Origin of the sequence: Pseudonocardia humida (assembly GCF_023898865.1) — a bacterium.
GTDB classification, from domain to species: Bacteria; Actinomycetota; Actinomycetes; order Mycobacteriales; family Pseudonocardiaceae; genus Pseudonocardia; species Pseudonocardia humida.
The window spans coordinates 1-17,650 of sequence record NZ_JAGSOV010000020.1; the positions used below are offsets into that span (position 1 = coordinate 1).

The following is a 17,650-nucleotide window of genomic DNA, read 5'->3' on the forward strand; positions in this document are numbered from 1 at the left end:
GCCCCCGCCCCTGGCGCGGGGGGCGGCCCCCCCCCCCCCCCCCCCCCCCCCCCCCCCCCCCCACCCCCGGGTCAGCGGCGGCGGCGGGCGACCTCGGCCAGGACGACGCCGGCGGCGACCGAGGCGTTGAGCGACTCGACCGGGCCGGACATCGGGATCGAGACCGTGACGTCGCAGGTCTGGCGGACCAGCCGGGACAGGCCCTTGCCCTCCGAGCCGATCACCAGCACCAGCGGGTCGGCGGCGAGGTCGAAGTGGTCGAGGCTGACCGAGCCCTCGGCGTCGAGGCCCGCGACCATGTAGCCGGCGGTGGCGTACTCGCGCAGCGTGCGGGTGAGGTTGGTGGCGCGGGCCACCGGCACCCGGGCCGCCGTGCCCGCCGACGTGCGCCACGCGACCGCCGTCATCCCGGCGGCGCGCCGCTGCGGGACCACCACGCCGTGCCCGCCGAACGCCCCGACCGAGCGCACGATCGCACCCAGGTTGCGCGGGTCGGTGACACCGTCGAGCGCGACGATCAGCCCCGGCGAGCCGGACTCGGAGGCGATCTCCAGCAGCTCGTCGGGGTGGGCGTACTCGTAGGGCGGCACCTGCAGCGCCACGCCCTGGTGCAGCGCGCCGCCGGCGATCCGGTCGAGCTCGCCGCGCTGCAGCTCCAGGATCGAGATGCCGGACCCGGCGGCCAGGGACACCGCCTCGGCCACCCGCTCGTCGGACGTGCTGCCCACCACGACCTGCAGCGCCGTGGCCGGGACACCGGCGCGCAGGCACTCCAGCACCGGGTTGCGCCCGAGCACGGTCTCCGGGGTGTCGCCGTCGCCGGGGCGGCGGCGGTTGCCCGCGAGACCGGCCGCGCCGCGCCGGCCGCCCGCGCTGTTCTTGGCGGCCGCCTTGGCCGCCGACTTCGCCTTGCGCGCCGCCGGGTGGGCGGGGCGCATCTCCTTGGGCGGGGTCGGGCCCTTGCCCTCCAGGCCGCGGCGGCGCTGGCCGCCGGAGCCGGTGACGGCGCCCTTCTTCGTGCCGTCCTTGCGGATCGCACCCCGGCGCCGGGAGTTGCCGGCCATCGCTTACACGCCCTTCAAGGTCCAGGTGGAGCCGTCCGGGTTGTCCTCGACGATCACCCCGGCGGCGGTCAAACGGTCGCGCACCTCGTCGGCGGTGGCGAAGTCGCGGGCCTTGCGCGCGGCGGCCCGCTGCTCGAGCAGGTCGTCGACCAGCGCGGACAGCGCACCGGCCGCGGCGTCCTGGCCGCTGTCGGCGGAGACCCACTGCGGGTCGAGCGGGTCGAGCCCGAGCACCCCGGTCATCGCCCGCACCCGCTCGGCCGCGGCCACCGCGGCCGGGTGGTCGCCCGCGTCGAGGGCGCTGTTGGCCTCGCGGACGGCCGCGTGCACGGCGGCCAGCGCGGCCGGCGTGCCCAGGTCGTCGTCGAGGGCCTCGGCGAAGCGCGCGTCGATCACCTTCGCTACCTCCGGCGCCCCGGCCCGCTCACGCACGCGGTGCACCAGGGACTCGATGCGCCGGTACGCGGCCACCGACTCCTCCAGCGCCGCGTCGGTGTACTCGATGGCCGACCGGTAGTGCGGCGCGACCAGGTAGTACCGCAGCTCGACGCCGCGCACCCGCTTGAGCACAGCGGGCACCGACAGGGTGTTGCCCAGCGACTTGGACATCTTGTCGCCGCCGAGGGTGACCCAGTTGTTGTGCAGCCAGTACCGGGCGAACCCGTCGCCTGCCGAGCGCGACTGCGCCCGCTCGTTCTCGTGGTGCGGGAACACCAGGTCGAGCCCGCCGCCGTGGATGTCGAACTCGGCACCCAGGTAGAAGGTGGCCATCGCCGAGCACTCCAGGTGCCAGCCGGGACGGCCCGGGCCCCACGGCGTCGGCCAGGACGGCTCGCCGGGCTTGCCGCCCTTCCACAGGGTGAAGTCGAGCGGGTCGCGCTTGCCGCCCGCCTCGGTCTCGCCCTGGTTGAGCTCGTCGGGGCGCTGGTGGGACAGCTCGCCGTACTCCGGGTAGGAGCGCACGGCGAAGTAGACGTCGCCACCGGCCGCGTAGGCGTGCCCGCCGTCGATCAGGCGCTGCATCAGCTCGACCATCTGCGGCACGTGCCCCGTGGCCCGCGGCTCGATGGAGGCCGGCAGGCAGCCCAGCGCGTCGTAGGCCCACTGGAAGGCGCGCTCGTGCGTCGCCCCCCACTCCCACCACGGCCGACCCGACTCGTAGGCCTTCAGCAGGATCTTGTCGTCGATGTCGGTGACGTTGCGGACGAGCCGGACGTCGAGACCGCGGTAGCTGAGCCAGCGGCGCAGCACGTCGTAGTTCAGGCCGGAGCGGACGTGCCCGATGTGCGGGTGGCCCTGCACGGTGGCGCCACAGACGTAGATCGACGCAACCCCGGCCCGCACCGGGACGAAGTCCCGCTGCTCCCTGGTGGCGGTGTCGAACAATCTGAGGCTCACCCTCCCAGGGTACGGACACCGTGGCGGGGACGACCGGCCAGGTCAGTTCCGTTTCGTCCACGACGGCGGGGACCGACCGCGACGATGATCGCGGTCATGAGCCAGTCATCTGCTGCCGCCGACCTGGTGGCCCTGTACCCGCGGTTGGTCGTCGAGGGCGCGGACGCCGCGTTGGAGTTCTACGCCGCAGCCTTCAACGGCGAGGTGGTCGAGCGCTACACCGGCGCCGACGGTCGAGTGGTCCACTCGATGGTGGTGGCCGGACCCGTCCGGTTCGCCGTCAAGGACGCCGGCGACGGCGACCCGGCCCCCGGCGACGGCGGCATGCCGGTGATCATGAGCCTGGACGTGTCGGACGCCGACGCCGTGGCGGCCCGGATGCGCGCGGGCGGTGCCACCACGATCTTCGAGCTGGCCGACCACGGCTACGGCGACTACGGCGGCCGGCTGCGCGACCCGTTCGGCCACCAGTGGATGCTCAGCCAGCGGATCGAGGACCTGAGCGCGGAGCAGACCCAGGCCCGCCTCGACGCGATGTCGTGACGCCCCGGACCGTCGGTCCTAGCACACCTCGCAGCCCTGAACGTGTTCTCGCAGCGCGCCGGCACGCTGCGACGACACACCCGACGCTGCGCGACACAACTGCGTCTGCGAGGACCCGCCGGGGCCACCGTGCCCCCTCGGGCAGGCGACGAGCGGGCCGCGCGATCGGCGAGCGGACGCGACGAGCGCCGTGGCCCCGCCGGATGGGGCGGGGGCGGACCGCAGGTTTCAGCGGGGCAGCAGGAGGGCGGTGGCGACGGCGGCGAGGCCTTCGCCGCGGCCGGTGAGGCCGAGGCCGTCGGTGGTGGTGCCGGAGACCGCGACCGGTCCCCCGGCCGCCGCCGAGAGCACCTCCTGGGCCTCGGCGCGGCGGGGGCCGATCCGCGGCCGGTTCCCGATGACCTGGACCGCGGCGTTGCCCAGCACCCAGTCCCGCGCCACCAGCAGCTCGCGGACCTCCGTGAGCAACGCCACGCCGCCGGCGTCCGTCCACTCGGGACGGCCGGTGCCGAACACGGCGCCGAGGTCGCCCAGGCCAGCGGCGGAGAGCATGGCGTCGCAGAGGGCGTGCGCGGCCACGTCGCCGTCGGAGTGCCCGGCGCAGCCGTCGGCGTCGTCCCAGCGCAGCCCGGCCAGCCAGCACGCCCGCCCCGGTTCGATCGGGTGCACGTCCGTGCCGATCCCGACGCGCATCCGCTCCCCCTCCGCCGACAACGAGCGTGGCGGACGCTAATGCACGAGCAGCTCGGCCAGCCGCAGGTCCCACGCCGTCAGCACGGGGAAGGCCGCCGGGTCGCCCGGGACGTGGCGCACGTGGCCCCGCGCGGCCAGCCGCAGGATCGTGGCGAACGGGTCCTCGGCGGGGTCGAGCAGCGCCGTGCGGACCACCTGCGGGGTCTGCAGCACCCGCAGGTCGGCGCGGTCGGGGGTGGCGGTGACGATGCCGGCGGGGTCGACGAGCTTGACGGTGTCGGTGAGGGGCAGCACCGGCACGACGGCGGCGCAGCCGGTGGCCGCTTCGGCCAGTACGGCGGCGACGAGGGCGGGCGGGGCCAACGGGCGAGCCGCGTCGTGCAGGATCGTCACCGGATCGTCGTGAGGAATGTCGCGGAGACCGTCACCCGGGGAGGGGGTCGTTCGTTGACCGACGTGTGCCTCCCCACTCCGCGCGCGACCGGCCGCCACCGGCACGGTCTCGCGCACGTCGACCGGGAGGCCCGCGCACGCGCGTTCGATCGCGTCGCGCCGTCCGGCGGGGGCGACCACGATCACCCGATCGGATCTCTCCGTTGTGGACAGCCCGGCGAGCAGGGCGCGCACCGATCGGGCGATCATCGGCACCCCGCCGACCGGGGTCAGCGCGTCCACCGCGCCGGGAACACCAGAGGCCACGACCACCGCATCGACGTTCATGCGGGGATCGTGGCCCGTGGTGGAGTGCTGCGTTGCGGGGTGGTGCGGTGCCGCGCTCAGGCGGTGGCGGTGGCCAGCACCTCGTCGAGCAGGACCTCGGCCCGCTCTTCGTCGGTGCCCTCGGCCAGTGCCAGCTCGCTGACCAGGATCTGGCGCGCCTTGGCGAGCATGCGCTTCTCGCCCGCGGACAGGCCGCGGTCCTTCTCCCTGCGCCAGAGGTCGCGGACGACCTCGGCGACCTTGTTGACGTCCCCCGACGCCAACTTCTCCAGGTTCGCCTTGTACCGGCGAGACCAGTTCGTCGGCTCTTCGGTGTGCGGGGCGCGGAGCACCTCGAACACCCTGTCCAGACCTTCTTGGCCCACCACATCGCGAACGCCGACGACCTCGGCGTTCTCGGCGGGAACACGCACCGTGAGATCACCCTGCGCGACCTTGAGGACGAGGTACTTGCGCTCCTCGCCCTTGATCGTCCGAGTCTCGATGGCCTCGATGAGAGCGGCACCGTGGTGCGGGTAGACGACGGTCTCTCCGACCTTGAAAACCATGTGTCCTCTGCCCCTTTCGCTGCATCCAGGTTAACACGCCCGAACCGGCCCCTCTCGCCCGGTACCACCCGTCGTCGCAGGTCACGGGGTTGACAACACGGACGAAACGTGCCTGCGGCGGGCCTTTCGGCGGCATCTCCGGCTCCCCATTAGGCTCCACGCTGGTCCGGTCCCGCCGGCATCGCGGACGGCCCGCAGCCCCGTGGTGCCCGCGGTGCGCTGGACGCGTCGATTCAGGAGGGACCTGACCCCGTGAGCCGCAAGCCGCACGTTCGCCCGACCGGAGCAGCCGCCGTCGCCGCCGCCGTGATCGGGGCCATCACCCTCGCCGGGTGCGGTGCCGGTCAGATCACCCAGACCGCAGGCCAGGTCGCGGCGGTCGGCGGCGCGAGCGCCGACGTCGGCCAGATCGCGGTCCGCGACGTCAGCATCGCGTTCGCCGAGGACGGCGAGGGCGCCACCCGCTACCCGCCCGGCGGCGCGGCGCCGCTGCAGATGAGCATCGTCAACTTCGGCTCCGGCCCCGACCGGCTGGTGTCCGCGTCGAGCCCGGTCGCGGCCTCGGTCCAGGTCAGCGGCGAGACCGAGATCGAGGCCGGCCAGGTCCTCGTGGTCGAGGGCGAACTGCCGGCCCCCGCTCCGTCGGCACCGGCGCCGACCCCCACCGGCACGGCCGCGCCGGGTGCCACCACCGCCCCGGGCGCGCCCGGCGCCGCCGCGACACCCACGCCGATCCCCGGCCTGCCCAGCCGCACCGTGGCCCCCACCGGTGAGCCGAACGCCGTCGGCGCCGACCAGCCGACCCTGAGCGCCCAGCCCACCGCGGGCGGCTTCGACCCGGCCGGGCCGGGACAGGGCACCGTCGAGGACCCGAACGCGGTCGACGAGGGCACCCGGGTCGTGCTCACCGGGCTGCGCGAGGAGGTGCGCGCCGGCCTGACCTACCCGCTGGTGCTGCGCTTCGAGCGGGCCGGTGAGGTCCGCATCGACGTGCCGGTGGCCAACACGACCGCCACGCGCGAGGCCGAGCACGGGGAGTGACCCCCCGCACCCGGACGGTCCGCGCGGGCTACCGCTGCGCGGAGTGCGGCCACCGGACCGGCCAGTGGGTCGGGAGGTGCCCGGCCTGCCAGGCATGGGGCTCGCTGGAGGAGTCCGCGCCGGAGGCCCCCGCGCCGCGCGGGCGGGTGGTCGCGGCGGGGGCGCCGAGCGCGCCCGCCCGGCGCATCTCCGACGTCGAACTCGACTCGGCGCGCGCCCGGCCGACCGGGGTGTCCGAGCTCGACCGCGTGCTCGGTGGCGGCCTGGTCCCCGGCGCGGTCGTGCTGCTGGCCGGGGAGCCCGGCGTCGGCAAGTCGACGCTGCTGCTGGAGGTCGCGGCGCGGGCGCCGGGCCGGGTGCTCTACGTCACCGGCGAGGAGTCGGCCGGGCAGGTGCGGCTGCGGGCCGAGCGCACGAACGCCCTGCGCGACGAGCTGTACCTGGCCGCCGAGTCCGACCTGGGGTCGATCGTCGGGCACATCGACGCGCTGCGCCCCGACCTGCTGATCGTCGACTCGATCCAGACGATGTCCACCGCCACCGCGGACGGCGCGCCCGGCGGGGTCACCCAGACCCGGGCCGTCACCGTCGCGCTCACCGGGCTGGCCAAGGAGCGCGGGCTGCCGGTGGTGCTCGTCGGCCACGTCACCAAGGACGGCGGCATCGCCGGGCCGCGGGTGCTGGAGCACCTGGTCGACGTGGTGCTCTCGTTCGAGGGCGACAAGCACTCCACGCTGCGGATGGTGCGCGGGGTGAAGAACCGGTTCGGCCCGGCCGACGAGGTCGGCTGCTTCGAGCTGCGCGACTCCGGGATCGTCGGCATGCCCGACCCGTCGGGGCTGTTCCTCGACCGCTTCGACGGGCCGCCCGTGCCCGGCACCGCCGTCACGGTGGTGCTCGACGGCCGCCGCCCGCTGCCCGCCGAGCTGCAGGCCCTGGTGACCGGCAAGGACATCCCGAGCCCGCGGCGGGCGGTCAGCGGGCTGGACAACGCCCGCGTCGCGATGCTGCTCGCGGTGCTGGAGAAGCGCGCCGGGGTGCGCCTGCACGACGCCGAGGTCTACGCGGCGACGGTGGGCGGGATGCGGGTCGTCGAGCCCGCCGCCGACCTGGCACTGGCGCTGGCGATCACCTCGGCCAAGCGCGACGTCGCGCTGCCCGCCGACGTCGTGGTGCTGGGCGAGATCGGGCTGGCCGGTGAGGTGCGCCGGGTGGCGGGCGTGGACCGCCGCCTCGCCGAGGCGTTCCGGCTGGGCTTCACCCACGCGCTGGTGCCGCCGGACAGCGGCACCGGCCCGGCCGGCATGAAGATCACCGAGGTGCGCGACATCGGCGCCGTCCTCGACGCCGTGCGCTAGCGCGGACCTCGCCCACGGGTCGCCTCAGGGCGTGCGGACCACCGGGACCGGGGGGCTGATGACGTCGTCGACCCGGGTCATCACGTTGTAGGTGCCGACCGGGACCCCGGTCCGCGTGCCCTGGCAGCCCGGGGCGGACGTGCGCCCGACCCAGGTGACCGCGAACACCGCGGGCTGGCCGGGGACCAGCGTGCGCAGGTCGACACCGGCCGCGCGGGAGCAGTCGTTGCTGGACCACAGCCGGGCGCCGTCGACGCCCCACACCACGATCTCCTGGCGGGCGGCGTCCAGGTCGCGCAGGCAGGGGTGGGCCGAGACGTTGGTGACGACCAGCCGCAGCACGGGGTTCTCGGTGATCCGGTGGACCTGCGGGTCGACCTCGGTGGTCACCGCCAGCGCCGCGTCGGGGCAGGGCGCGGGGCCGGTGGAGGGCAGCGCGACCGGGGTGGACGTCGGGCCCGTGCGGCGCGGGTTGTCGTCGGGGAGCAGCTGCTCGGTGGACGCGGGCTCGATGGACCGCCCGCCGCGACCGGACGGGCCGAAGCCGTAGCGTTCGGTGGTCGTCGGGGCCTGCGCGACCGCCGGGGCCCGGGGCTGGGTGGTGGCGTTCGGGGTGACCGGCGGTGGGGCGGGAGCGGGTGGGAGCGGGGCGACGACCGCCGGGGCGGACGGCGTCGTCGGCAGCGCGGGGGCCGCTGCGGGGTTCGGCGAGGCCCCGCCCGACTCCGGGGCGGCCTGCTCGGTGGGCTGCCCGTCCGACTGGGTGGCCACGGCGAGGGCCGCCTCCAGCGGCGCCGACCGGGCCGGGGTCAGCAGCGCGGCGATCAACCAACTGACCACCACGACGGTGCCGAGCGTCGAGGCGATGGCCACGCACCGCCTGCGCCAGTAGACGCCCGCGGGGAGCGGCCCGACTGGCTCCCACATGTCACTGAGGGTACCGGGCCGATTACCACAGGGTTCGCACCGGTGTCCCGGACGGCCCGGGTGCGGCGCGGCGAACCACCCTCGGGACGGACCCCCGGACGATCATCACCCGACCCGCCCGAGGTACGACGGCGTGTCGCTGCTGTGGCACCATCTGGCGCCGTGCCGCTGCCCGACCTCCTGCTCGACTGGTACCCGCGGCACGCCCGCGACTTCCCGTGGCGCCGCGAGGGCACAACCGCGTGGGGCGTGCTGGTCAGCGAGTTCATGCTCCAGCAGACGCCGGTGGCGCGCGTCGAGCCGATCTGGACCGAGTGGATGGCCCGCTGGCCCACCCCCTCCGCGCTGGCCGCCGCACCCCGGGCCGACGTGCTGCGCGCCTGGGGCAAGCTCGGCTACCCGCGCCGCGCCCTGCGCCTGCACGAGGCGGCCGCGGTGATCGCCGAGCGGCACGGCGACGTCGTGCCGTCCGACGTGGACGCCCTGGAGGCGCTGCCCGGCGTCGGCTCGTACACGGCGCGCGCCGTCGCCGCGTTCGGCTACGGCCTGCGGTGCCCGGTCGTCGACACCAACGTCCGGCGGGTGGTGGCCAGGGCCGTGCACGGCGCGGGCGACGCCGGGCCCGCCCGCGTCCGCGCCGACCTCGCCGACGTCGACGCGCTGCTGCCGGCCGCCGACGCCGACGCCGCGGTCGTCTCGATCGGGTTGATGGAGCTCGGCGCCGTGGTCTGCACGGCCCGCGCGCCCCGCTGCGGGATCTGCCCCGTCCGCGAGGAGTGCGCCTGGGTGGCCGCGGGGTCGCCGCAGTACACCGGGCCGCGGCGGCCCGTGCAGGCCTTCGCCGGCACCGACCGCCAGGTGCGCGGCCGGCTGCTCGACGTGCTGCGCGGCGCGCACGCGCCGGTCGAGCGGGCCGCGCTGGACGCCGCGTGGTCCGACGCCGCCCAGCGCGACCGCTGCCTCGACTCGCTGCTCGTCGACGGGCTCGCCGAGCAGCTCGACGACGGCCGCTTCGCGCTACCCGTCTGACCGCTCCCCGGCCCGACCCGTGCGCCGGAAGTGGAACGGGCAGTGCGTCCCGCCCAGCCCGATCGTGGTGGCGCGGGTGAAGGCGAACCCGTGGCGCTCCGGGTCGATGGCCCGGATCCAGCTGGTGTCGAAGGCGCACAGCACCGGGGTCAGCCCCGGTTCCCCGAGCCGGGTGAGGTGCTCGTGGTAGCCGCAGCGGTGCACGTCGGCGTGGAAGCGGCCGTCGTCGTCGTGCGGGTGCGCGAAGCGGAACTCGGCGCCGAAGTCCGTGCTCTCCCGCTCCCGGGCGACCGCGACCATCGCGGCGAACGGGTCGGGCGCGGCGTCCAGCATCGCTCGCGTGCCCGCGGTGACGGCACCGGCGAGCGGTTCGACGAACGCGCTGGTCAGCCAGTCGAGGAGGGTGTCGGCGGGGTGGTCCTCGCGCAGCACCCGGTGTGCGGCGACGACGGCGGCGACGTAGCGCAGGTTGGAGCGGGCGGCGTCGTCGGGCAGCTCGGTCGGGGCCGCGACCAGCTCGGCGTAGCCGGCCCGGATCCGCTCGACCACCGCCCGTCGCACGGGCGCCGGGGTGCCGCCCGCGGCCAGGTCGTGGTCGAGGCGGTCGAAGAAGAGCGCGACGACGGCGCGGCTGTCGCGGTCGTGGTCGCGCGCGGTCGGGTCGCTGATAGCGGGGTCGCTCACGGTGGAGTCCTTCCGGTCGGGACGACCGGGCGGACCGGAGCGCTCGTCGGAGCGCGCCACTGGCCGCCCGGACGTCCGGGTTGACCAGCGCGCTCCACCCCCTACCGGCGCTGAGATGTGTGCGCGGGCAGTGAATACGATCCGCCCGGCGCCGTCAACCGGCGCCGCGACCGGCGGGGGGCTGATGGCGCAGGGCGTGCGGTTCCGGCTCGACGACGCGGCGGTCGCCGCGATCGACGCCCTTCGGGACCGGGTGGGCGGGCTCGGGATCGCCGTTCCCGGCGATCAGCCGACGGTGACCGTCGCCGCCGCCGGGTCGGTGCCCGCGCCGGCCCGCGCGGCCCTCGACGCCGAGCTGCGCCTGCTCGCGCTGCCCTCGATATGGCTCGCCACCCTCGGCACGGTGGCCGGTCGACCCGACGAGCTGGTGCTCGCGGCCGTGGTCGACGCCGAACTGCTGGCCGTGCACGCCGCCGTGCACGACGCGCTGGCCGGGCGGGTCCGCGGCCCGGTCGCGGCGTACCTGCCGGGCACCTGGCTGCCGCACTGCGTGCTGGCCGTCGAACGGCCGGCGGAGGCCTTCGCCGCGCTGCACCCCGTCACGCCCGTCCGCGCCCGGGTGACCGGCGTCGAGATCAGCTGACGCCCCGCCGGGTTCAGGAAGGCCACCTTCATGGCGCCCGGGGTTCAGGAAGGTGGCCTTCCTGAACTTCGGGAGCCGCGGGGTGGCTCGGGGGCGAGCCGTCGGGCGTCCACGCGGCGCGCCGCACCCGCACTACCCTGGGGCCCATGGCCGTCGTGAAGATCAATGCAATCGAGGTGCCCGAGGGCGCGGGTCCGGAGCTGGAGAAGCGGTTCGCCAACCGGCTGCACGCGGTCGACGGCCAGCCCGGGTTCCTGTCGTTCGAGCTGCTGCGCCCGGTCAAGGGCGAGGACCGGTACTTCGTCGTCACCCACTGGGACACCGAGGAGTCGTTCCAGGCGTGGCTGCAGGGGCCGGCGATGACCGCGCACTCCGGCGAGCGCGCCCGCCCGGTCGCGTCGGGGTCGTCGCTGCTGGAGTTCGAGGTCGTCCAGCAGTCCGTGGCGTCGTCCTGAGCGCGGCGGCCCCGGCCGCCGACCTCGACCGGGCCGCCGAGCTCCTGGCCGGCGCCGACGCGCTGCTCGTCTGCGCGGGCGCCGGCATGGGCGTCGACTCCGGGCTGCCCGACTTCCGCGGCCCGGAGGGCTTCTGGCGGGCCTACCCGCCGTACCGGGCCCTCGGGCTGCGGTTCACCGAGATCGCCGACCCCTCCCACTTCACCACCGACCCCGAGCTGGCCTGGGGCTTCTACGGCCACCGGCTGGGCCTGTACCGGACGACCGCGCCGCACCCCGGGTTCGGGGTGCTGGCCCGCTGGGCCCGGCGGCGCCCGACGCGGGTGTTCACGTCCAACGTCGACGGGCAGTTCCAGCGGGCCGGGCTGCCCGGCGTGGCCGAGTGCCACGGGTCGATCCACTTCCTGCAGTGCCTGGTCGACTGCGGACAGCCCGTCTGGTCGGCCGACGACGTCGTCGTCGCCGTCGACCCGGCGACCATGCGGGCGACGCCGCCCCTGCCCGCCTGCCCCGCGTGCGGCGCGCTCGCCCGCCCCAACATCCTGATGTTCGGCGACACCGAGTGGGTCGCCGACCGGTCCGCCGAGCAGGTCGGCGAGCACACGGCGTGGCTGCGCGGGCTCCGGAACGCCGGTGCGCGGCTCGCCGTCGTCGAGATCGGGGCGGGGACGGCGGTCCCCACCGTCCGCCGCGAGGCCGAGGTGGCCAGCGCGGCGTCCGGGGCGCTGGTCCGGATCAACCCGGCCGAGCCCGGGGTGCGCCACGGCCGTGGCGTCGGCCTCGCCGCCCCCGCCGCCGCCACCCTCCAGGCCCTCGACGAACGCCTCACCTGGCACTGATCCCGCGCCCCACCCCGTCCCGTCCCGTCCCGTCCCGTCCCGTCCCGTGTCAGGAAAGCCACCATCAGGACACCAGACGTCCTGATGGTGGCTTTCCTGTCATCGGGGGGACGGGGATCGGGGGGACGGGGTGGCCACGGTGGCCGGGTCGGGCCAGTGGCAGCGCAGGATCGGGGCCGAGTCCTCGGCCGGGGTGGTCGAGATCGTCCGCTCGACCTCGACGGCCCCGGCCCGCCGGTAGAAGCCGCGGGCGTTCTCGTTCCGCTCCATCACCCACAACCACATCCCGGCGCCCGGCCGCTCCCGCAGCGTCCACTCCGCGGCCCGCCGCAGCAGCGCCAGCCCGAGCCCGCGGCCGCGCTGGTCGACGCGGACGTGCAGGTTGTCGACGTAGGCGCCCCAGGTGGGGTCGCCGTCGCCGAACAGGCAGGCGAACCCGAGCAGGCCGCTGCCGTCGACGGCCACCCAGACGCGCTGGTCGGGGCGCGGGTCGGCGAACCGCCCGCGCCAGACACCGCGGCGCTCGCCGTCGAGGTCGCCGTCGAGGTAGGAGTCGAGCATCATGCCGCGGTAGGTGCGCCGCCAGCTGTCGGCGTGCAGCGCGGCGATCGCGTCGGCGTCGGCCGCGGTCGCCACCCGGATGTCCTCACCGGTCGTCATCCGACCAGCCTCGTCGATCACCGGCCGCGGGAGAAGTCGCGGATGGTGGCGGTCGGTTACCTGTCCGTCGGGACGTGCCGGGGCCCGTCGCGCTTGCCCGGCCCGCGATGCGCCACCGATCCTCGACGGGTGGAGGTTCTGGACGCCGGGGTGGGGGTGGGGTGCGAGCCCGCGCCCGACCCGCTGGCGACGGCTATCCCGCTGCTGCGCGACACCCTGGTCCGGATCGCCGACGAGGCGCGGCACACGATGGTCGTCACCGACGCCGACGGGCGGGTCCTGTGGCGCGACGCCCGCCGCGACCCCGGCCGGCGCACCCGGCACCGCTGGACGTCCTCCGCGTGCCCCGTGCACGACCCGGACGCCGGCGCGGTGATCGGGGCCGTGGACGTGACCGGCCCGGTGCGGTCGCTGCACCCGACGACCCCCGCGCTGGTGGCCGCGGCCGCGATGCTCACCGAGAGCCTGCTGGTCGCGCAGCAGGCGGTCCGCGACGAGCTGCTGCTGGCCCGCCACCTGCCGCTGCTCGACCGGACGCGCGGCGAGCCCGCCGCGCTGCTGGCGCTGAGCGGCCGGGTGCTGCTGTGCAACCCGGAGGGCTGGCTCCCGGAGCGGGTGGCGGTCGACGACGGCGGTCGGGTCGCCGTCGTCGGCGGCGAGGCGGTGCTCGACCCGATCCTGGGCGGCTGGTTGCTGCGCCTGCGCCGCCGCCCCGCCTAGCGGTCCGTCGGGCTCAGCCCGTGAGGTGGGAGAGCGTGCGGTCCCAGGTGGGCACGACCAGCAGGTGCCCCAGGCCGTCGTGCTCCTCGAGGCGGGCGGCCGGCAGCCGGGAGGCCCACCAGCGGCCGTGCTCGGGACCGATGGCGTCGGCGGCGCCGTAGGCCAGCAGCACCGGCGCGCGGACGTCGGCCGGGTCGAAGCCCCACGGCCGCAGCGTGTAGCCGACCAGGTCGGCCACCAGCCCGACCGAACCCTGCGCGACCGCGCTGTCGAGCATCGTCCCCAGCCGGTCGGCGACCCCGTCGCCCGCGAGCACCGGGGCGTCGACGTCCGCGGCGCCGACGAGGCCGAGGCGGTCCGCGCCGGACGCGCCGACCAGCATCGGCTCGAACACCGGGGTCAGCGCGGCCTGCGCGACGGGCGCGGGCTGCCCGCGCAGCGCGTCGAGGCCGGCCATGTGCTCGGCGGGGATCCAGGACACCTCCTCGTCCGGGGCGGGCGTGCCGATCACCGCGACCCGGGACACCAGCTCCGGGCGGCGGGCGGCCAGGGCCAGCGCCACCCGGCCGCCCGCCGACCAGCCCGCCACGCCGGCGCGCGCGCCGGGGGCGAGCACCGCGTCCAGCAGCGCGGCGGCGTCGTCGGCCGCCGAGTCGACGGTGGCGAAGTCGTCGGTCGGGTCGGAGCCGCCGTAGCCGGGGCGGTCGAGCGAGAGCAGCCGCACGCCGTGGGCGGCGGTGGCCTTCGGGTCGGGGTCGAAGTCGCCCGCACCCGGCGCGGCGTGGCTGAGCAGGACGACCGGGGCCTCGTCCGGGGCGCCCGGGGTGAGGTCGTGCACGGCCACCCGACGGCCACCGGGACGGTCCAGGAACTGGGGAGTCTGTGCCATGGATCGAGGATCGCGCGGGGTCGGTGACACCGTGATGTCACCGTTTTCTGCGATCCTCGACGGCGTGAACCGGACCGAGCGCCTGTACGCCATCGCCGAGGAGCTGCGCGCGGCCGGGCGCTCCGGGCGCACCAGCGCCTGGCTGGCCCGGCGGCTGGAGGTGTCGACGCGGACGGTCAAGCGCGACATCGACGCGCTGCTGCAGGCCGGGCTGCCGCTGTGGGCGCAGGCCGGGCCGGGCGGCGGCTACGTGCTCGACAGCGCCGGGATGCCCCCGCTGAGCATCACCGCGGCCGAGGCGGCCGCCATCGCCGTCGCTTTGGCCGCGCTGCCTGACCTGCCCTTCGCCGTCGACGGGCGCAGCGCCCTGTCCAAGGTGCTGGCCGCGATGCCGGCGGCCGAGCGGGAGCGGGCCGAGTCGATCGCGACGCGGCTGTGGCTGCGCACGCCGGAGGAGGTGCCGCGGCCCGCGGTCGCCCGGGTGATCGACGAGGCCCTGCGCCGGCAGCGGGTGCTGGTCATCGGCTTCCGCGACCGCGACGGCGGGCAGACCGAGCGCGCCGTCGAGCCGGTCGCGCTGGCCGCGACGGGCGGCCACTGGCACCTGCTGGCCTGGTGCCGGCTGCGCGAGGGACCGCGCTGGTTCCGCACCGACCGGATCACCGCCGCGCACCTGACGAACGAGCCGGCGCCCGAGCACGATCCGGCGACGCTGTTCGGCACGCCCCCGCCCGACGCCCACCCGGTCCGCCTCCGCTGACCCCCACCCCCGTCAGGTCAGGTAGGCGACGAGCCGGTCGGCCAGCTCGACCGGGCGGGAGAGGGCCACCAGGTGGCCGCCGGGCATCTCGTCGAGCTCGACGCCGAGGCGGTCGCGGGCGAGCCGGCGCTGGAACTCCAGCGGGAAGAACCGGTCGTCGCGACCCTGCAGGAAGCGCACCGGCAGGCCGGGCGCGAAGACCGGGTCGGGGCCGGGCCACGGCGCGGCGAACGGCGTGTCGCTCTGGTCGGGGGCGTCGCCGGCCATCGCCTCGGCCCGGACCGGCGCCGGCACGTCGTGGAAGAGCAGCTCCAGGAAGTCGTCGGTGCCCCAGCCGCCCTTCCGCGCGCACTCCTCGACGGCGGCCGCCTGCCCGGTGACCTCCCACCACTCGCCGCCCGATTCGCCCGGGCGGGGTGTCATCGCGTTGAGCATGACCACCATCCGCGTCGGCACCCGGCGCGCCACCAGCGGCGCCGTCAGCCCTCCCATCGACTGCGCCACCAGGACGACGTCGGTGCGGTCGCCGACCGCGGCCACGACGGTGTCGGTGTACTCGGCGAGGCCCGCGGCGGGGTCGGCGGCCGGCAGGTCGACCGCGACCGCCTCGTGGCCGCGGGCCCGCAGCTCGGGCAGCACGCGGTGCCAGTACCAGGCCGCACCGCCGGCCCCGGGGATCAGCACGAACGACGTCATGCTCCTAAACTAGGAGTAGATACTCCTGATGTGCAACACTCGATGCCGTGCGCAGCTACGACGACCCCTGCGGCATCGCCCGCGCCCTGGACGTCGTCGGCGAGCGCTGGGCCCTGCTCGTCGTGCGGGAGCTGGTGCTCGGCCCCAAGCGCTTCACCGACCTCGCCGCCGGCCTGCCCGGGCTGAGCCAGAACGTGCTGTCCCAGCGGCTGCGCGAGCTGGAGGACGCCGGGGTCGTGCGCCGCGCCCGACTCGGCCCGCCGGCCGGCAGCCGCGTATACCGCCTCACCGAGCGGGGCGCCGACCTGGAGCCGGTGCTGCTCGCGCTGGCCCGTTGGGGCGCGCGCCGCCCCGTGCCCGACACCGGCGCCGATCTCAGCGTCGACGCGCTCGCCTTCGCGCTGCGCACGACGTTCGACCCGGCGGTGGCCGGCGACCTGTGCCTGCGCGCCACGGTCCGCCTCGACGACGACGTGCTGCGCCTGGACGTCCGCGACGGCCGGCTCGACCTGGCTCGCGGCGAGGCCGACACCCCCGACTGCGTCCTGACCACCGACCCCGCGACCCTGCGCGCGCTCGCGTTCGGCGGGCGTCCCGTCGCCGAGGCCGAGGCCTCGGGCGCCCTGCGCATCGACGGCGACCGCCCCGCGGCCCTGCGGCTGCTGCGCTGCTTCCCCCGCCCCACCCCCGTCGAGAACGAACCTGGTGCCGTTCGGACCGGTGCAGAACGGCGCTGAGTTCGTTCTCGACGGGTCAGCGGGACGGGGACTCGGGGTGCTCGTCGAGGGCGTCGGGGATGCCGTCGTCGTCGCTGTCGGGCAGCAGCGGGTCGGGGATCTGGGCCCGCACCGCCTCCAGCTGCGCGGCCAGCGCGAACCCGAACAGCAGGGCCATCCCGGTGAGGTTGGCCCACAGCAGCAGCGCCATCACCGCGGTCAGCGGCCCGTAGGTGTCGCCGAAGCCCGGGGCGACGCCCACGTAGAGCGCGAGCAGCCCGGACACCACCAGCCACACCAGCACCGTCACCGACGCGCCGAGCGCGAGCCAGGTGGGGCCGGGCTGGCGCCGGCGCGGGGCGAAGCGGAACAGCAGCGTGACCGCGACGAGCAGCGCCGCCAGGCCCAGCGGCCAGCGGGCGACGTCCCACACCGTCTCCACCGGGTCGCCCCAGCTGTAGGCGTCCTCCAGCGCGTCCCCGAACGGCTCGCCGGCCACGATGAGCAGCAGGCCCACCGCCATCGCGACCCCCGCCGTCGCGGTGAGCAGCGCCGCCCGCAGGTACTTGCGCAGGGCGGGTCGGTCGCGCTTGGTGCCGTAGATCCGGTTCGCCCCCCGCTCCAGCTGGGCGAACGCCGACGTCGCCGCGGCGAACGCGGTCGCCAGCCCGAGCGCCACCACCACCTCGGCCCGCTCGCTGCCCTCCTCCGAGCCGCCCTGCACGGCGTCCGCGACCAGGGCGTCGTTGTTCCCCGGCGAGACCACCACGACGGTGCGCGCCACGACCTCGGCGAACGACTCCGCGCCCAGCGCATTGGCCAGCCCCGCCCCTGCGATGATCAGCGGCACCGTGGCCAGGGCGAGCTGCATCGCGAACGCCCGCGCGTGGCTGAACCCGTCGCCGTAGCGGAAGCGGACGAACGCACCCCGGACCAGGTGCCCCATGCCGTGGTGGCGCGCGGCGTGCCACGCGTCGTCGGCGGAGAGCTCGTCGGACGAGACCAGCTCGGTCTCCGGGACGGCGCGCACCGAGCTCACCCGGAAGAACCTAGCCGCAACCGACCGGGCGGGCCTCAGTCGAGGGGCGCCCCCGGGCGCCGTCCCGCGCCAGCGCCTCCGGCAGCGCGTACAGCCGTGGGCTCGGCCTGCCTCCGATCACGGACCTGACCGTTGGGCGGCCGCGGACGCCGAACGGCCCGCCCGGAGGGGGTGCTCCAGGCGGGCCGTTCGGTAGTCCTGCGCCGAGGCGTGGGGCTGGGCCTACAT

21 protein-coding genes are annotated in these 17,650 nt (G+C 76.1%); 10 read left to right on the forward strand and 11 right to left on the reverse strand.

Annotated elements, in window-relative coordinates; translation table 11 throughout:
* Nucleotides 1–71: 71 nt before the first annotated feature.
* On the reverse strand, nt 72–1,064 hold the full coding sequence (gene rlmB, locus KDL28_RS09080; protein ID WP_252436961.1) for a 23S rRNA (guanosine(2251)-2'-O)-methyltransferase RlmB: 993 nt from the start codon (nt 1,062–1,064) through the stop codon (nt 72–74).
* Nucleotides 1,065–1,067: 3 nt separating this feature from the next.
* Complete coding sequence (gene cysS / locus KDL28_RS09085) at nt 1,068–2,462, reverse strand: cysteine--tRNA ligase (protein ID WP_252436962.1); 1,395 nt, start codon at nt 2,460–2,462, stop codon at nt 1,068–1,070.
* 96 nt (nt 2,463–2,558) lie between these two features.
* On the opposite strand from cysS, the gene KDL28_RS09090 reads away from it, so the two are divergent.
* A complete protein-coding gene (locus KDL28_RS09090) occupies nt 2,559–3,005 on the forward strand; it encodes a VOC family protein (protein WP_252436963.1) in 447 nt (148 codons plus the stop codon).
* A gap of 228 nt (nt 3,006–3,233) precedes the next feature.
* Here KDL28_RS09090 and ispF read toward each other — a convergent pair whose 3' ends face one another.
* From ispF to KDL28_RS09105, 3 genes are read right to left on the reverse strand one after another with little or no spacing between them, the layout of a single operon-like run.
* The gene (gene ispF, locus KDL28_RS09095) at nt 3,234–3,698 is read right to left on the reverse strand and encodes a 2-C-methyl-D-erythritol 2,4-cyclodiphosphate synthase (protein ID WP_252436964.1); all 465 of its coding nucleotides are present in this window, start codon (nt 3,696–3,698) and stop codon (nt 3,234–3,236) included.
* A gap of 36 nt (nt 3,699–3,734) precedes the next feature.
* Nucleotides 3,735–4,418: an IspD/TarI family cytidylyltransferase gene (locus tag KDL28_RS09100; RefSeq protein WP_252436966.1), complete on the reverse strand. Its 684-nt coding sequence runs from the start codon at nt 4,416–4,418 to the stop codon at nt 3,735–3,737.
* 56 nt (nt 4,419–4,474) lie between these two features.
* Nucleotides 4,475–4,966: a CarD family transcriptional regulator gene (locus KDL28_RS09105; protein WP_075953662.1), complete on the reverse strand. Its 492-nt coding sequence runs from the start codon at nt 4,964–4,966 to the stop codon at nt 4,475–4,477.
* 252 nt (nt 4,967–5,218) lie between these two features.
* Between KDL28_RS09105 and KDL28_RS09110 the strand changes: the two genes are divergently transcribed.
* Nucleotides 5,219–6,007 (forward strand): copper chaperone PCu(A)C domain-containing protein, encoded by a 789-nt coding sequence (locus KDL28_RS09110; protein ID WP_252436967.1) that lies wholly within the window; start codon nt 5,219–5,221, stop codon nt 6,005–6,007.
* Nucleotides 6,004–7,365 carry a DNA repair protein RadA gene (gene radA, locus KDL28_RS09115; RefSeq protein WP_252436968.1) on the forward strand — a complete coding sequence of 454 codons (1,362 nt, stop codon included), beginning with the start codon at nt 6,004–6,006 and terminating at the stop codon, nt 7,363–7,365. The genes KDL28_RS09110 and radA overlap by 4 nt, the downstream gene beginning before the upstream one ends.
* Nucleotides 7,366–7,389: 24 nt before the next feature.
* Here the strand turns inward: radA and KDL28_RS09120 are convergent, their stop codons facing one another.
* On the reverse strand, nt 7,390–8,292 hold the full coding sequence (locus KDL28_RS09120) for a hypothetical protein (RefSeq protein WP_252436969.1): 903 nt from the start codon (nt 8,290–8,292) through the stop codon (nt 7,390–7,392).
* A 162-nt stretch (nt 8,293–8,454) separates the two neighbouring features.
* Here KDL28_RS09120 and KDL28_RS09125 point away from each other — a divergent pair, with 162 nt between their 5' ends.
* On the forward strand, nt 8,455–9,321 hold the full coding sequence (locus KDL28_RS09125) for an iron-sulfur binding domain-containing protein (protein WP_372496926.1): 867 nt from the start codon (nt 8,455–8,457) through the stop codon (nt 9,319–9,321).
* Here the strand turns inward: KDL28_RS09125 and KDL28_RS09130 are convergent.
* On the reverse strand, nt 9,310–10,005 hold the full coding sequence (locus KDL28_RS09130) for an L-2-amino-thiazoline-4-carboxylic acid hydrolase (protein ID WP_252436971.1): 696 nt from the start codon (nt 10,003–10,005) through the stop codon (nt 9,310–9,312). The two genes, KDL28_RS09125 and KDL28_RS09130, sit on opposite strands and share 12 nt — an antisense overlap.
* A gap of 184 nt (nt 10,006–10,189) precedes the next feature.
* Here KDL28_RS09130 and KDL28_RS09135 point away from each other — a divergent pair, with 184 nt between their 5' ends.
* The 3 genes from KDL28_RS09135 (at nt 10,190) to KDL28_RS09145 (ending at nt 11,942) form a co-directional block, all read left to right on the forward strand.
* Complete coding sequence (locus KDL28_RS09135) at nt 10,190–10,648, forward strand: 2'-5' RNA ligase family protein (protein WP_252436972.1); 459 nt, start codon at nt 10,190–10,192, stop codon at nt 10,646–10,648.
* 146 nt (nt 10,649–10,794) lie between these two features.
* Nucleotides 10,795–11,103 (forward strand): antibiotic biosynthesis monooxygenase family protein, encoded by a 309-nt coding sequence (locus KDL28_RS09140; RefSeq protein WP_252436973.1) that lies wholly within the window; start codon nt 10,795–10,797, stop codon nt 11,101–11,103.
* 86 nt (nt 11,104–11,189) lie between these two features.
* The gene (locus KDL28_RS09145; protein ID WP_252436974.1) at nt 11,190–11,942 is read left to right on the forward strand and encodes an SIR2 family NAD-dependent protein deacylase; all 753 of its coding nucleotides are present in this window, start codon (nt 11,190–11,192) and stop codon (nt 11,940–11,942) included.
* Between the two features lie 99 nt (nt 11,943–12,041).
* Here the strand turns inward: KDL28_RS09145 and KDL28_RS09150 are convergent, their stop codons facing one another.
* Nucleotides 12,042–12,602 (reverse strand): GNAT family N-acetyltransferase, encoded by a 561-nt coding sequence (locus tag KDL28_RS09150; RefSeq protein ID WP_252436975.1) that lies wholly within the window; start codon nt 12,600–12,602, stop codon nt 12,042–12,044.
* A gap of 129 nt (nt 12,603–12,731) precedes the next feature.
* On the opposite strand from KDL28_RS09150, the gene KDL28_RS09155 reads away from it, so the two are divergent.
* Nucleotides 12,732–13,322 carry a sigma-54-dependent transcriptional regulator family protein gene (locus tag KDL28_RS09155; RefSeq protein WP_252436976.1) on the forward strand — a complete coding sequence of 197 codons (591 nt, stop codon included), beginning with the start codon at nt 12,732–12,734 and terminating at the stop codon, nt 13,320–13,322.
* 13 nt (nt 13,323–13,335) lie between these two features.
* Here the strand turns inward: KDL28_RS09155 and KDL28_RS09160 are convergent, their stop codons facing one another.
* Nucleotides 13,336–14,211 (reverse strand): alpha/beta fold hydrolase, encoded by an 876-nt coding sequence (locus KDL28_RS09160; protein ID WP_252436977.1) that lies wholly within the window; start codon nt 14,209–14,211, stop codon nt 13,336–13,338.
* Between the two features lie 64 nt (nt 14,212–14,275).
* Between KDL28_RS09160 and KDL28_RS09165 the strand changes: the two genes are divergently transcribed.
* On the forward strand, nt 14,276–14,971 hold the full coding sequence (locus tag KDL28_RS09165; RefSeq protein WP_252436978.1) for a helix-turn-helix transcriptional regulator: 696 nt from the start codon (nt 14,276–14,278) through the stop codon (nt 14,969–14,971).
* Nucleotides 14,972–14,983: 12 nt separating this feature from the next.
* On the opposite strand, the gene KDL28_RS09170 is transcribed toward KDL28_RS09165, so the two are convergent.
* Complete coding sequence (locus KDL28_RS09170; RefSeq protein ID WP_252436979.1) at nt 14,984–15,667, reverse strand: alpha/beta fold hydrolase; 684 nt, start codon at nt 15,665–15,667, stop codon at nt 14,984–14,986.
* A gap of 47 nt (nt 15,668–15,714) precedes the next feature.
* On the opposite strand from KDL28_RS09170, the gene KDL28_RS09175 reads away from it, so the two are divergent.
* Entirely contained in the window at nt 15,715–16,404 is a 690-nt protein-coding gene (locus KDL28_RS09175) for a winged helix-turn-helix transcriptional regulator (RefSeq protein WP_252436980.1), read from the forward strand.
* 16 nt (nt 16,405–16,420) lie between these two features.
* On the opposite strand, the gene KDL28_RS09180 is transcribed toward KDL28_RS09175, so the two are convergent.
* Entirely contained in the window at nt 16,421–17,422 is a 1,002-nt protein-coding gene (locus tag KDL28_RS09180; RefSeq protein ID WP_252436981.1) for a YihY/virulence factor BrkB family protein, read from the reverse strand.
* Between the last annotated feature and the right edge of the window lie 228 nt (nt 17,423–17,650).